Consider the following 13910-nt stretch of genomic DNA (forward strand, 5'->3'; position numbering starts at 1 on the left):
CCGGCGGTCCGGTCGCGTCGGCGACGGGGTGGGCGTGCGCCACGACGGACGGGAGGCGCGGTACCAGCCGGTACCGCGCCTCCCGTCCGCTGTGGTGGGACCGATCAGGCGCTCAGCGCGCCCGCCTGGAACGCCGCGTGCAGCGCCTCCCGCCAGTCGCGCATGGGCGCGAGCCCGGCGCGGGACCAGCCGTCGTGACCGAGCACGCTGTACGCCGGACGCGGCGCGGGCCGCACGAAGGCGGCGCTGTCCGTCGGGAGCACGCGCTCCGGGTCGAGGCCGGCCTCGGCGAAGATCGCCTTCGTGAAGTCGTACCAGGACGCCTGCCCCGAGTTGGTGCCGTGGTAGACACCGGCGGGGGCGTCCGAGTCCACGAGCTCGACGATCCGGGCGGCCAGGTCACCCGTCCACGTGGGCTGGCCCACCTGGTCGGTGACCACCGACACCGTGTCGTGCGACCCCGCGAGCCGGAGCATCGTCGCGGCGAAGTTCGGCCCGTGCGCGCCGTAGATCCAGGCGGTCCGGACGACGTACGACGAGTCCGGTGCGATGCGGCGGACGTGCGCCTCGCCGTCCGCCTTGGTCCGCCCGTAGGCGTTCAGCGGGTCGGTCGGGGCGTCCTCGGCGTAGGGCGCGGTGCCGTTGCCGTCGAACACGTAGTCCGTCGAGACCGTCAGCAGCTTCGCACCGTGCCGGACGGCCGCCTCGGCGAGCAGCCGCGGGCCGGTGGCGTTGACCGCCGCCGCGTCGTCCTCGTGGCTCTCGGCGTCGTCGACCTTCGTGTACGCCGCGGAGTTGATGACGACGTCGTGCCCGGCGACGGCCGCGTCGACCGCCGCCGGGTCCGTGACGTCGAGGTCGGCACGACCGAGCGCGGTGACGTCACGACCCTGCAGCGCGTGCTGCAGGTCGCGACCGAGCATGCCGGCGGCGCCGGTGATCAGGTAGCGGGTCATGCGAGGGCCGCGCGCTCCTTCAGCGGCTCCCACCAGGCGCGGTTGTCGCGGTACCACTGCACGACGTCCGCCAGGCCCTGCTCGAACGGCACCTGCGGCTCGTAGCCGAGCTCGGCCTGGATCTTCGAGATGTCGACCGAGTAGCGCAGGTCGTGGCCGAGGCGGTCCTGCACGTGCTCGACGGACGACCAGTCCTTGCCGGTGGCGTCGAGGAGGAGCTGCGTGAGCTCCTTGTTCGTCAGCTCGGTGCCGCCGCCGATGTTGTAGATCTCGCCCGCGCGACCCTTGACGAGGACCATCGCGATGCCGCGGGTGTGGTCGTCGACGTGCAGCCAGTCGCGGATGTTGTTGCCCTCGCCGTACAGCGGGACGCTCTTGTCGTCGATCAGGTTCGTGACGAAGAGCGGGATGACCTTCTCGGGGAAGTGGTACGGCCCGTAGTTGTTCGAGCAGCGGGTGATCGAGAGGTTCAGCCCGTGCGTGCGGTGGTAGCTGCGGGCGAGCAGGTCGCTGCCGGCCTTCGACGCCGAGTACGGCGAGTTCGGCTCGAGCGGGCGCTCCTCGTCCCACGAGCCCTCGCTGATCGAGCCGTAGACCTCGTCGGTGGAGACGTGGACGAAGCGCTCGGTGCCGTGGCGCAGGGCCGCGTCGAGCAGGCGCTGGGTGCCGACGACGTTCGTCTCGACGAAGATGCCGGAGTCGCGGACCGAGCGGTCGACGTGGGACTCGGCGGCGAAGTGCACGACCGCGTCGATGCCGGGGACGACCTCGTCGAGCTTCTCGGCGTCGCGGATGTCGCCCTGCACGAAGGAGTAGCGCGGGGAGTCGGCGACCGGCGCGAGGTTCTCGAGGTTGCCGGAGTAGGTCAGCGCGTCGTACACGACGACCTCGGCGCCCTCGAGGCCCGGGTAGGCGTCCTGCAGGGTCCGGCGGACGAAGTTGGAGCCGATGAAGCCGGCCCCTCCGGTGACGAGGATCTTCACGGATGGTTCCTTTGTGTCGGTGCGTCGGTCGGCGGAGAGTCTAGCGGTACGGCGTCCGCAGCCCGGTCGGCGTCCTCGGTCTCGTGATCGTGTGCGGGGACGGGCTCGTGATCGTGTGCGGGGACGACGTCGTGGGCGGCGGGCACCGTGCCGGGGGCGGCTCGGTGCGCCACGGCCACCCGGTCGTCGTCCGGGCCGGACCCGTCGCGGAGGACGTCCGCGGTCGGCCCGACCGCGCGCCAGAGCGTGGCACCCACCACGACGGCGACGACGCCCGTCACGGCGACGAGCAGCGCGAGCGGCTTCAGTCCGTACGGCACGGTGATCGCCATCGTGGAGAGCCCGGCGGTCGACGGCGGGAACTGCAGCGCCTGGTACGAGGCGACCGCGAGCAGGCCGATCGCACCGATCGCGACGAGCGCCGCGACGACGAGCAGACACCGCGCGAACCGGGTGGCGGTGGACGGGTGCCGGAGCAGGCCGCTCCACGCCGCCGCCTGCAGCACGAGCAGCGCCGCGAGGGCCGGGAAGAGGAAGCGGCCCTGGGTGACCGCGACCGACATGTGGCCGGCGTAGGTCGCCCAGTCGCGGCCGAGCACGACGAGCAGGGCCGTCGCCGGGAAGACACCTGCGACGAGCATCGTGCGGCGGTCGGCCCCCCGACGGGTCGCGGCCCACACCACGGCGGCGAGGGCGACGACGGTGGCGGTGTCGACGACGACCGAGGACAGCGGCCACTCGTAGCGGCCGAAGCGTCCCCAGAACGACTCCGAGAGCCCGTTCCAGAAGGTCCCGGCGAACTGCGTCGGCGCCGGGGGCTCGCCGACCGGCCACGTCGCCGTGGCCGTCGGGAAGGCCTGGGGCTGCGGGGTGCCCGTGCGGACGAACTGCCGCGCGTACCACCAGCCGGTCGTGACGGCCGGGACCGCGAGCACCACGACGGCACGGAGGACCCGACCGGGCCAGGACGGCGCCAGCGGTGCGCGCGGCGCGAGGACGGCGACGATCGCGAACGGCACCGCGAGGAACCCGGCCGCCATCACGGCGGTGCCCACGGCGAGCGACCCGCCGAGGGCGAGGACGGTCCACCAGGACCGGTCACCGGTGAACACCCGGACGGCCAGCCAGGTCGCGAGCGCTCCGGCGGTGATCACCGGGGCCCACGCCGAGACGGAGGAGCCGAGCTGCGCGAGCTGCGGGACCGCGAACACGGCGGCGAGTGCGGCGGCGCCGGCACGACGTGACCGGGTCGCACGGCGGACGGACGCCCACACCAGCGCCGGGAGCGGCAGGACGAGCAGCACGTCGACCAGGCGCATCGCGAGGAGCACGACGTCCCACCGGCGGGTGGTGAAGTCGATGAGGTGGGCGACCACCGCCTGCCCGAGGAAGTAGGTCGGCGGGTGCTGCGACATCGGGTTCACGAGCTCGTTGACGGAGCCGTCGCCGACGATCGCGGCGATGCTGCCGCGGTCGGCGGCCGCCGGTGGCAGCGCCGGCACGTTCTGCGAGATTAGCCCCTGGATGTAGTGCAGGTCCCCGGCCGCGGGCCAGGCCTGACCGATCGCCAGGTGCAGGGCGGCGTCGACGTTGGCGAGCTCGTCCGGACCGTGCAGCGGCGGCGTGACGTACGCCCAGGTGGTCAGCAGCAGGCCGAACAGCAGGGTCGTGCCGACGACGGCGAGGAGTTCTGTCCGGGTCACGCGCGGTCGGACGGTGGCGGGGACGACGCTCATCCGGCGTGCTCCGATCGGACGTCGGTGGAGTCGGGCAGGACGGGGTCGTCGGCGGGTGCCGGTGTCGTGTCGCGCTCGTGGGCGTGTGCCGGGGTCGTGTCGCGCTCGTGGGCGTGTGCCGGGGTCGTGTCGCGCTCGACCGCGTCGTCCTCGGTGCGGGGACGCCGGGCGACCCGGCCGTACGCGAGCACCACGGCCACCGCGAGCAGGAGGACCGCCGCGCACCAGGCCGACACGAGCACGGGCACCGGCACGGGGGAGGAGGCGGCCAGGACGTCCAGGCCAGCGGGCGTGACGCGCACCCGCGACCGCTCCGCGAACGACCCGTACACGAACACCAGCGCGTAGCACCCGAGCGCGGCGCCGAGGGCGGAGACGACGACGGTCGCCCGGCGGCGGCCGGTGTCGGTGGTCAGCGCGCGGCGCCAGGCGATCGCGCTGAGGGCGATGAACGCCACCAGGGCGGGGAAGTAGTACCGGCCCTGCGTGGCACCGACGACCGTGGTGGCCGAGTAGCTGCCCCACGCGTTCGCCGTCTGGAAGACCAGGACCGCCGCCGGGAGCGACGCGAGGGCCACGGCCACGCGGAGCCCCGGCTCGCGCCGGAACGCCCAGACCAGGATCGCCCCGAGGGCGAGCACCGTCGCGGTCTCGAAGACGACGGGGGACAGGATCCACTGCGCGCGGCCGCCGAAGCTGCCCCAGAACGTCCGGGCGATCGTGCTCCACGACACGTCGGCGAACCGGAAGGGATCGGGTCCGGTGCCGGCCGGGAACGGCTTCGGCGGCCGGATCGACTCGAAGCCGCTCGGCTGCAGCGTGTGGAAGACGAGCAGGTTGCGGAGCCACCACCACGCGCCGATCACCGCGGCGCCGGCGAGCACGCCGACGGTCCGGACCAGCCGGGCGCCGAACCGGACGGCCGGGCCACCGGCGAGCAGCAGCGCGACCGCGACGAACGGGATCAGGGGCAGCGCGGTGCCCTTGAAGAGGATGGCGACGCCCAGCGACACCGCGAGGGCGACCGACGTCCGGACGCGGCGGTCCCCGGTGAGCACGCGGGTGGCGAGCCAGACCGTGGTCGCCGAGAAGAGCACGACCGGCGCGTCGTTCGAGGCCGAGGCGCCGATCGACGCGAGCTCGGGCACGGCGACGACGGCGAAGGCGCCGACCAGCGCCGCACGCGGTGAGCGGGTGACCCGGCGGACGGTGGCCCAGGCGAGCGCCGGCAGCGGCGCGAGGAGGAGGGCACCGAGCAGCCGGACCGCCAGGAGCGCCTGGTCCGGCGTGCGCGCGGCGAAGTCGACGAGGTGGAGCACGCCGGCGGCGACCGCGTAGTAGGTCGGCGGGTGCTGCGTCATCTGGTCGACGGTGTCGGTCTCGGCGCGACCGGTCTCGTCGAGCAGCTGCCCCATCGTGGCGGACGGCGGCGCGGTGTCGGCCTCGTCGACCGCGCGGAGCAGGTGCAGGTCGCCCGGGTCCGGCCAGCCGTCACCGATCGCCACGTGGACGACGGCGTCGAAGTGCGCGCGCTCGTCGGCGGCCTGGTACATCGGCACGACCGCCGCCCAGGTGAACAGGACGATCGCGAAGGCCGCCGTGACGATCGCGACGACGACGCGCTCCGTGCGTCGCACGACGGGGTGGTGCACGACGGGGTGGTGCGCGGCGGTGCCGGGCGTGACGGGACGGTCGGCGGGGCGGTCGGAGACGGGGGCCTCAGTCGCCATACCGGGCGAGCTTCTGCAGGTCGAGCTGCTCCTCGGCGAGGGTGCGGTTCATCCTCGTCAGGTCCGCGACGACCCCGATCACCAGGGACAGCAGCGCCGTGATGAGCAGCACCACGCCGAGGATGATCGACTGCAGGTGGTTGCCGGTGCTGCCCGAGACGATGAGCACGAGGTAGCGGACCAGCGGCCAGAGGCCGAGCGCGCCGAGCACGACGGCGACCCAGGCGAAGAGGGCCATCGGCCGGTACATGAGGTACACGCGGGCGATCGCCGAGCCGGACTGGAACATGTGCTGCCAGATGTTCTTGAACAGGCGCGACTCGCGGGTCTTCGCGTTCGTGGTGATCGGCACGCTCGCGATCGCCAGGCGCTTGTAGCCCGCCTGCACGATCGTCTCCATGCAGTAGCTGAACCGCGTGACGATGTTGAGCCGGATGAGCGAGTACTTCGAGTAGGCGCGGAAGCCGCTCGCGGCGTCGGGCAGGTCGAGACCGGCGGCGCGGGAGGCGACCCACGAGCCGAAGCGCTGCATGAGCTTCTTGAACCCGGAGAAGTGCTCGATCGTCCGGGTCTGCCGGTCGCCGATGACGATGTCGGCCTCGCCGTGCACGATCGGCTGCACGAGCTCGGCGATCTGTGCCTGGGGGTACTGGTTGTCGCCGTCGGTGTTCACCACGATGTCGGCGCCGTGCAGCAGGGCGTAGTCGACGCCGTCGCGGAACGAGCGGGCCAGCCCCATGTTCGTGGTGTGGCGGACGAAGTGCCGGACGCCGTGCGCCTTCGCGACCTCGACGGTGCGGTCCGTGGACCCGTCGTCGATGACCAGGACCTCGATCTCGTCGATGCCCTCGATCGCCGTCGGGATCGTCTCGAGGACAGCCGGGAGGGTCTGTTCTTCGTTCAGGCACGGGATCTGGATGAAGAGCTTCACTGTGGCTGCGTTCTCGTTCTCTCGGGTGGTCGGCCGCGTGCGGTGCCCTGTCGCCCCGCCGGACTCGTGGTCGGCCGATCGGCCACCCGACACCCTACGGGATGCCCTCGACGGCACGGAACCGCACCACACCCGTGTGTCGAGCAAGCGTCAGCACACGGCCGGGCATGGGAGGATCGGGGACCGTGCGTCGCTTCCTCCCCTCCGTCCACACGGTCGTCGTCATCGCCGCCGCGGTCTTCGCCGTCCTGGCGTCCGCCGCCGTGGCCTTCCAGGCGCCCCCGCTGAACTCGGCCGACGAGCCCGCGCACCTGGACTACGTCATCGACGTCTGGCACGGCACGTTCCCGGTCTTCGAGAACGGCCTGACGATCCGACCGCCGTTCGGTCCGCTGCCGCCGGTGCAGTGGGTCGCGCAGCACCCGCCCCTCTTCTACTGGGTGCTCGCCCCGGTCGTCGGACCGCTGTGGGACGGCGGACACCTCTACTTCGCGGTGCTCGCCGGACGGAGCGTCAACGCGCTGTTCGCCGGTGCGTCCGTCCTGGCGTGTGCCTGGGCCGCACGGCGCATCGCCCCCGGTCGGCCCGAGGTCGCCTCGGTCGCCGCGATCGTCGTGTCCTGCACGAGCATGCTGCTCCTGGTCGGCGGGGCGGTCTACAACGACCTGCCGAACGTCGCCTTCGGTGCCCTCGCGCTCGGCGTCGCGGCGACCGCGATCCGCCGCGGGATCTCCACCCCCCTCGTGGTCGGCGCCGCACTGGTCACCACCGGCGGCATGCTGAGCCGCCTCACGTTCGCGGTGTTCCTCGTGGCGGTCGCCGTGGGCCTGCTCTGCGCCCTCGGCCTGCGCCGCGGCCCCGGCTTCTGGAACGGCTGGGTCGGTCGGGTGGTCGCCGCCGCCCTCTCGGTCGTCGTGCCCGTGGCCGCCGCCGGGTGGTTCTACCTGCACAACATCGCCACGAGCGGCAACGTCGCCGGCAGCCACCCCGAGTGGTCCCAGACGCACATGAACCGCGTCACCGCGACCTTCCCGGACACCGTGACGAGCGCGTCGTTCTGGAAGGGCGTCTTCGCCGTCTTCCGGGGGCACGAGCCGGTGGGCTCGTCCGACTGGACCTACGCCCTGCTGGTCGTCCCCGTCGTGCTCGGGCTCGTCGTGCTCGTCGTCGGTCGGCTCCGGCGCAACCGGATGGCCGCACCGGTCGCCCCGCGCACGGGCCTGCTCGCCCGACGTCGTGCCACCGCGCCGGTCGCCGAGCCGTCCGTCCTCGCGGAGCCCCTCGTCGTCCTCATGCTCCTGGCGGTGTTCGTGCTCCTCGTCGTGCTGCAGGTGTTCTTCGTGATGCAGGGCGGTGCGCCGCAGACCCGGTACGGCCTGCCGATGATGCCGATCCTCGCGGTCGTCATGGGCTACGGCCTCGCGAGCTGGGGACGGTTCGTCTCGCCCGTGCTCGTCACCGTGTGGACCGTGGTCGCCGGGCGCGTGTGGTTCGACATCCTGCAGCTCGCGACCCCGCCGTACCTCTCGGCCGTCCCCCTGCAGATCGCCCGGGTCGCGACCGTCGCGGCGGTCGTCGCCCTCGTGGTCACGCTGGCGGTCTTCTGGATCAGCGCCCTCCGCCGCCCGCGGGTGACGGCTCCGGAGACGCCGACGCCCGACGTGCCGGCGGCGCCCGCGACGGTCGGTTCCGAGCGGTGAGCGGGTTCCGCTCGGCGGTCGGCCGGCTCCTGGGCCGCACGGGCACGACGCCGGTGGCCCCCGCCGGACCGGTGGTCGAGCCACCGCTCGTCGGCTTCGTCGTGCACGGGGCGGGTGGGGTGCACCCGGCCTCCGCCCACGTCCGCGTGACGGGTCGGCTCTCGGCCCTCGCAGCGACGGGTGCCGCCCGGGTCGCGCAGGTGGAACCGACCCGTTGGGCGGACGGCACCGACACCGCACACCTCGACGTGCTGCTCGTGCAGCGGGACGCCTTCCCGGCGTCGCACCTCGACGCCGCGCTCGCGCGCGCCGCCTCGGAGGGCACGCGCGTGGTCGCGGAGGTCGACGACGACTTCTTCAGCCGGGAGGCACGTGCCCGGCTCGCGCGCGCTGAGTACGACCCGCAGCGACTCGCCTCGGTCGAGCGGCTCGTCCACGGCGCGGACGCGGTCGTGGTCTCCACCGACCGCCTCCGGCGGGTGCTCGCCGACGCGGGGGTCGCCGACGCGGTCGTCGTGCCGAACGCGGTCCAACCGGGACTCTGGGACGCCGGACGCACCGCCCCGGACCCGGACGGCCCGCGGCGGGTGCTCTACATGGGCTCCGCGACGCACACGGACGACCTCGACCTGCTGCGCCCGGCCTTCGACGGGCTCACGGACGACGACGGCCGTCCGGTGCGGCTCGAGATCGTCGGGGTCACCGGTGACGAGGCGGCGACCTGGTACGACCGACTGCCGCTCCCGGCGGACGCGACCCACTACCCGGACTTCGTCGCCTTCCTCCGGCAGCACGCGGCCCGGTGGTCGGCCGGCGTCGCGCCGCTCACCGACGACCCGTTCAACGACGCGAAGAGCGACCTCAAGTTCCTCGAGTACACGATGCTCGGCCTGCCCTTCGTCGGCTCGGACCGGCCGTCGTACCACGGGGTCGAGCGCCACGGCGGACTGCTCGCCGACGACCGTCCGGCGTCCTGGCGGCAGCAGCTCGGCACGGCGCTCCGCGAGGCCGACCAGCGCGTCGCGGACGCCAGGGTGTACGTGACGGCCGAACGGCTGCTCACCGCCGACGGTCCCTGGCGCGCGGCGCTCGGTCTCTGACCGCGACGGGGACGTTGCTAGGGTGATGCGGTGCAGATCCGCGAACTGAAGATCCCCGGCGCGTGGGAGTTCACGCCCGTCCAGCACGGCGACGCACGAGGAGCGTTCCTCGAGGCGTACCGTGCCGACGTCCTCGAGGAGACCGTCGGTCACCCGCTGGACCTCCGGCAGGTGAACATGTCGATCTCGTCGGCCGGTGTCGCCCGGGGCATCCACTACGCCCTCGTCGCCCCGAGCCAGGCGAAGTACGTCACCGCCGTGCGCGGCGCCTTCATCGACTACATCGTCGACATCCGCGTCGGGTCCCCGACCTTCGGCCAGTGGGACAGCGTGCGCATCGACGACGTCGACCGCAAGGCCGTCTACCTGTCCGAGGGGCTCGGGCACGCGATCGTCGCGCTCGAGGACCGCTCGACCGTCAACTACCTCGTCAGCGCGCACTACGACCCGCAGCGCGAGAAGGGGATCACCATCCTCGACCCGACCGTCGGGCTGACGCTGCCCGACGGCCTCGGGGAGCCCGTGCTCTCCGAGAAGGACACCACGGCGCCCACCCTCGAGCAGGCGGCGGAGCAGGGGCTGCTCCCGACCTACGAGGAAGCGGTCGCGTACACCGAGTCCCTCCGGACGAAGAAGTAAGGGAGACCCGTGAAGGGCATCATCCTCGCCGGCGGTTCCGGCACCCGTCTCTGGCCGATCACCAAGGGCATCAGCAAGCAGCTCATGCCGATCTACGACAAGCCGATGGTCTACTACCCGCTGTCGACGCTCATGATGGCCGGCATCCGCGAGGTCCTCGTCATCACGACCCCGGAGTACAACGACCAGTTCCGGGCGCTGCTCGGCGACGGCTCGTCGCTCGGCATGGAGATCCAGTACGCCGTGCAGCCGAGCCCGGACGGGCTGGCGCAGGCGTTCGTCATCGGCGAGGAGTTCATCGGGGACGACAGCGTCGCGCTCGTCCTCGGGGACAACATCTTCCACGGCACCGGCCTCGGCACGAACCTGCGGAAGAACACCGCGGTCGACGGCGCCACGATCTTCGCGTACCACGTTGCCGACCCGACCGCCTACGGCGTCGTCGAGTTCGACGACGACTTCACGGCCGTCTCCATCGAGGAGAAGCCGGCGCAGCCGAAGTCGAACTACGCCGTGCCCGGGCTCTACTTCTACGACAACGCGGTCATCGAGATCGCGAAGACGATCGAGCCGAGCGCCCGCGGCGAGCTCGAGATCTCGACGATCAACGAGCGCTACCTCGAGGCCGGCTCCCTCGGCGTGCAGGTCCTCGACCGCGGCACCGCGTGGCTCGACACCGGCACGTTCGAGTCGATGATGCAGGCGTCCGAGTACGTGAAGGTCATCGAGGACCGGCAGGGCTTCAAGATCGGCTGCATCGAGGAGATCGCCTGGCGGAACGGGTGGATCGACGACGCGCAGCTCGCCGACCTCGCGGCCCCGCTCGTCAAGGGCGGCTACGGGGTGTACCTGCAGAACCTGCTCCGCGGCTGATGGCGCGCACCGGGCTCGGGCGCCTGTTCGGGCGGTCCGGTCCGGTGCCGCCCGCCGGTGCCGCGGACGACGACGCGACCACCCCCGCGACGGCGGGTGCGTCGCCGGTCGAGCCGCGCCTCCCGGTCGACACGTCCCTGGTGGTCGACGCACCGCAGGTCGACGCGGACGGCTTCGACGTCGTGGTCACGGTCGACGAGCGCGCCTTCCGCCGGGGTGCTCACCTGCCGACCGTCGAGGCGGCCAGGGCCGCCGGTGCCGGGGCGGTCGTGGTCACGGTCCACGACGTGCACGCCGGACCCACCAGCACCTACCCGCCCGTCGCGCCGGGGGACGGGTACACCGTGGCGCGCCCGACCGTCGCCGCCACGTGGGGCGGCGCGGTCGCCGCGGCCCGCCCGCTCCTGCGGTCCGCGGTCGTGCTCGTGCAGGACGCACGGGTGACCCTGCCCGACGGTGCCCACCACCGCCTGGTCGCGGCCGTCACGCCGACCACGGCCGCGGTGGTCGAGCCCGTCGTCGTCGCGGTCCCGGTGCTCCGCACCACCGACGACCTGGTCGCCAGTGCCGGCGCCGCCCTGCCGCAGCCGACCGCCCCGGTCGCGTCGCTCCTGCGCGGTCACCCCGCCGCGGACGCCGATGCGTTCGCCGGCCCGCACGAGCCGGGCACGCCGGTGTTCGCCGCCGACCTGCCCTGCTTCGCCGCGCGCACGGCCGACCTCGCCACCCCGGTCCGCACCGTGGACACCCGCACCGCGGTCGCCCGCCTGACCCGGGACACCGCCGACGCCGCCGGCGGTCGGTGCGTCGCGCTGCCGGTGGGCCGGGCGTACGTCGCCGTGGGCGCGACGGCCGACGGCGGCGGGATCCGCGAGGGACGCTACGACACGGACGCGGCGGACGCCCTCGCGGTGTGGCGGGACCGCATCGACACCGTGACGGCACCCGCGCTCGCACGGCTCGGCTTCGTCCCCGCCGCGGGCACGGCCGACCCCGTGGGTGCACCCGTGGCCCTCCGTGAGCCGCTGGTGCGCGCGGAACGGGACGCCGCCCGCCTGGAGCTGCGCGACCGGGGCGAACGCCTGCGCTGGTCGGTCCGGATCGCGGCACACCCCGGTGCCCGCGGCGACGACTGGGGCGACACGTTCTTCGCCGCCGACTTGGCGGCGGCGCTGCGCTCGCTCGGGCAGGAGGTCGTGGTCGACCACCGTGAGTCGCACGTCCGCCCGACGTCCGAGCACCTGGACGACGTCGCCCTCACCCTGCGGGGGCTCGACGACACCCCGGTGCACCCGTCCGCGACGAACGTGCTCTGGGTCATCTCGCACCCCGACCTCGTCCGCCCGGCGGAACTGGCGCGGTACGACCTGCGGTTCGCCGCCGGCCCGGTCTGGGCCGCGCGGGTGTCCGCCGAGACCGGGCTCGAGGTGCGGCCGCTGCTCCAGGCGACGGACCCGGCGCGCTTCCACCCGGACGTGCCCTCGGCGGCCGTGAGCGCGGCGACCGCGCACCCGGACCTCGGCACGGTCTTCGTCGGCAAGACCCGCGACGTCTTCCGACCGGTCGTGCGGGACGCCCTGGCGGCGGGACTCGACCTGGCCGTGTGGGGCGAGGGGTGGGAGGACCTGCTGCCCGCGGGCGTGCACCGCGGGGTGTTCGTCCCGAACGACGAGCTCCCGGCGCTCTACCGGGACGCCCGGGTCGTGCTCAACGACCACTGGCACGACATGGCGCGGGACGGGTTCGTCTCGAACCGGCTGTTCGACGCCGCGGCGACCGGGGCGCTCGTGGTCACCGACCCGGTGCCCGGCGTCGACGAGCTCTTCCACGGCGCCGTCCGGACGTACGACTCTGTGGAGACGCTCCGCGCGGTCGTCGCCGAGGGGGAGCGGCTGACGGCGGAGGAGCGTCGGGAGCGGGGCCGGCGGATCGGCGAGGAGCACGCGTTCCGGGCGCGGGCCGAGGTGCTGCTGGACGCGGTGCGGCGGCAGCGCCAGCGCTGAGCCCGCGGTGCCCTGCCGTCGACGGGCGGTGCCCTGCCGTCGATGGGCGGTGCCCTGCCGTCGATGAGCGGTGCGCCGCCGACGTCAGTGGCGACGCACGCGGCGGGCGACCTCGCCGGCCCGGTCGGCGAGCCGGACCACGCGGCGTGCCCGCACGGCGGTCAGCTCGGCCTCGACCTCGCCGATGCGTCGGTTCGCGGCGTCCGCACGGTCCCGCTCGTGCTGCACCGTCGACCGGAGCATCTCGGCGGTCGCCTCGGCGTCGCGGACGGCGTCCTCGAGCTCCTCGATGCGGTGGTCGCGCGCCAGGACCGCCCGGCCGGTCGCCCGGAGCGCCCGGAACTCGGCTGCCGGCACGTCGACCTCAGCGGGCACCTCGACGCCGGAGGCGGCTCCACCCCGAGGCGTGAGCAGCAGCTCGGCGATCGTGTCGTCCCGGCGGAAGGGGCCGACCGCCGCGTCCTCGTCGTCGACGAACCGGAGGGAGAAGACCGCACGCAGGACGCCCTCCCGCAGGCGGCGGTAGTCCCGCATGCCGTGGTGGCGCGGGCTCGGCGACAGTTCGGGGTTCGCCTCGTAGGCCAGTCCGCTCACCTCGACCCGGTGCGCGTACTGCGCCCAGGAGCGCCACGGCAGGTGCAGCACCTCGAGCCGGAGCTCGTCGGGCACCGGGGCGCCGTTCGCCACGCTCACCTGGTGGTTGCCCTGCACCACGACGACCTCGGGGTCGCCCACGTGCACCGCGTTCGAGCTCGGCGGGGCCAGGAGCCCGACGGCCCGGAGCTCCTCGGCGCTCCGTTCGTCGCGCCAGTGGAGCCGACCGAGCCCCGCGCCGGACTCCGCCATCGCCCCGGTCATGTTCACGACCGGCACGGTGAACGCCCCGACGGCGGGGTCGAGCCGTTCGAGGACCTGCCCGACGGTGAGCGAGCGGTCGACGGGCACGATGAACTCGTCCGCGTCGGCGTTGACGACCCAGTCTGCACCGTGCAGGACGGCGGCGTCCCGGGCCATCCCGGTCACCACGACGCCCTGCTGCTTGCGGTGCACCGGGTCGTGGCGCAGGTCGACGACGACGTCCCCGCGGTCGGCGAAGGCGGCGAGCAGTTCGGCCGTGCCGTCGACGGAGCCGTTGTCCGTGATCACGAAGACGTCGAAGCCCTGTGCCACGTGGTGCTCGAGCCAGGCGGGCAGGACGTCGGCTTCGTCGCGGACCATGAGGGTGACGGCGGTCTTCATCGGGACTCCGGGAGGGGGAT

General features: G+C 73.6%; 11 protein-coding genes. 5 read left to right on the forward strand and 6 right to left on the reverse strand.

Annotation, left to right across the window (positions count from 1 at the left end; all coding sequences use genetic code 11):
- Nucleotides 1–104: 104 nt before the first annotated feature.
- The 5 genes from rfbD to QUG92_RS02125 are packed head-to-tail and all read right to left on the reverse strand — an operon-like array spanning nucleotide 105 to nucleotide 6336.
- On the reverse strand, nucleotides 105–956 hold the full coding sequence (gene rfbD, locus QUG92_RS02105; RefSeq protein WP_289457499.1) for a dTDP-4-dehydrorhamnose reductase: 852 nt from the start codon (nucleotides 954–956) through the stop codon (nucleotides 105–107).
- Nucleotides 953–1939 carry a dTDP-glucose 4,6-dehydratase gene (gene rfbB / locus QUG92_RS02110; RefSeq protein WP_289457500.1) on the reverse strand — a complete coding sequence of 329 codons (987 nt, stop codon included), beginning with the start codon at nucleotides 1937–1939 and terminating at the stop codon, nucleotides 953–955. Before rfbB ends, rfbD begins: the two co-directional genes overlap by 4 nt.
- Complete coding sequence (locus tag QUG92_RS02115; RefSeq protein ID WP_289457501.1) at nucleotides 1936–3675, reverse strand: hypothetical protein; 1740 nt, start codon at nucleotides 3673–3675, stop codon at nucleotides 1936–1938. Before QUG92_RS02115 ends, rfbB begins: the two co-directional genes overlap by 4 nt.
- Nucleotides 3672–5405 carry a glycosyltransferase family 39 protein gene (locus QUG92_RS02120; RefSeq protein ID WP_289457502.1) on the reverse strand — a complete coding sequence of 578 codons (1734 nt, stop codon included), beginning with the start codon at nucleotides 5403–5405 and terminating at the stop codon, nucleotides 3672–3674. The genes QUG92_RS02115 and QUG92_RS02120 overlap by 4 nt, the downstream gene beginning before the upstream one ends.
- The gene (locus tag QUG92_RS02125) at nucleotides 5395–6336 is read right to left on the reverse strand and encodes a glycosyltransferase family 2 protein (protein ID WP_289457503.1); all 942 of its coding nucleotides are present in this window, start codon (nucleotides 6334–6336) and stop codon (nucleotides 5395–5397) included. The genes QUG92_RS02120 and QUG92_RS02125 overlap by 11 nt, the downstream gene beginning before the upstream one ends.
- A gap of 185 nt (nucleotides 6337–6521) precedes the next feature.
- On the opposite strand from QUG92_RS02125, the gene QUG92_RS02130 reads away from it, so the two are divergent.
- The 5 genes from QUG92_RS02130 to QUG92_RS02150 are packed head-to-tail and all read left to right on the forward strand — an operon-like array spanning nucleotide 6522 to nucleotide 12651.
- Nucleotides 6522–8036: a glycosyltransferase family protein gene (locus QUG92_RS02130; RefSeq protein WP_289457504.1), complete on the forward strand. Its 1515-nt coding sequence runs from the start codon at nucleotides 6522–6524 to the stop codon at nucleotides 8034–8036.
- Nucleotides 8033–9136, forward strand: coding sequence for a glycosyltransferase (locus tag QUG92_RS02135; RefSeq protein ID WP_289457505.1), 1104 nt, complete (start codon nucleotides 8033–8035; stop codon nucleotides 9134–9136). The genes QUG92_RS02130 and QUG92_RS02135 overlap by 4 nt, the downstream gene beginning before the upstream one ends.
- Before the next feature lie 30 nt (nucleotides 9137–9166).
- On the forward strand, nucleotides 9167–9775 hold the full coding sequence (locus tag QUG92_RS02140) for a dTDP-4-dehydrorhamnose 3,5-epimerase family protein (RefSeq protein WP_182046782.1): 609 nt from the start codon (nucleotides 9167–9169) through the stop codon (nucleotides 9773–9775).
- A 9-nt stretch (nucleotides 9776–9784) separates the two neighbouring features.
- Nucleotides 9785–10648, forward strand: a complete 864-nt coding sequence (gene rfbA, locus QUG92_RS02145; RefSeq protein ID WP_289457506.1) for a glucose-1-phosphate thymidylyltransferase RfbA — start codon at nucleotides 9785–9787, stop codon at nucleotides 10646–10648.
- Nucleotides 10648–12651, forward strand: coding sequence for a glycosyltransferase family protein (locus QUG92_RS02150; protein ID WP_289457507.1), 2004 nt, complete (start codon nucleotides 10648–10650; stop codon nucleotides 12649–12651). The genes rfbA and QUG92_RS02150 overlap by 1 nt, the downstream gene beginning before the upstream one ends.
- A gap of 84 nt (nucleotides 12652–12735) precedes the next feature.
- On the opposite strand, the gene QUG92_RS02155 is transcribed toward QUG92_RS02150, so the two are convergent.
- A complete protein-coding gene (locus QUG92_RS02155; RefSeq protein WP_289457508.1) occupies nucleotides 12736–13890 on the reverse strand; it encodes a glycosyltransferase family 92 protein in 1155 nt (384 codons plus the stop codon).
- Nucleotides 13891–13910: the final 20 nt, after the last annotated feature.

The sequence above is a fragment of the Curtobacterium citri genome (assembly GCF_030362955.1).
In the GTDB taxonomy this organism is placed as follows: domain Bacteria; phylum Actinomycetota; class Actinomycetes; order Actinomycetales; family Microbacteriaceae; genus Curtobacterium; species Curtobacterium citri.

Bases quoted from the DNA above. Each gene is read 5' to 3' on its own strand.
- rfbD (WP_289457499.1), bottom strand. From the start codon at position 956: ATGACCCGCTACCTGATCACCGGCGCCGCCGGCATGCTCGGTCGCGAC.
- QUG92_RS02115 (WP_289457501.1), bottom strand. From the start codon at position 3,675: ATGAGCGTCGTCCCCGCCACCGTCCGACCGCGCGTGACCCGGACAGAA.
- QUG92_RS02120 (WP_289457502.1), bottom strand. From the start codon at position 5,405: ATGGCGACTGAGGCCCCCGTCTCCGACCGCCCCGCCGACCGTCCCGTC.
- QUG92_RS02150 (WP_289457507.1), top strand. From the start codon at position 10,648: ATGGCGCGCACCGGGCTCGGGCGCCTGTTCGGGCGGTCCGGTCCGGTG.
- QUG92_RS02155 (WP_289457508.1), bottom strand. From the start codon at position 13,890: ATGAAGACCGCCGTCACCCTCATGGTCCGCGACGAAGCCGACGTCCTG.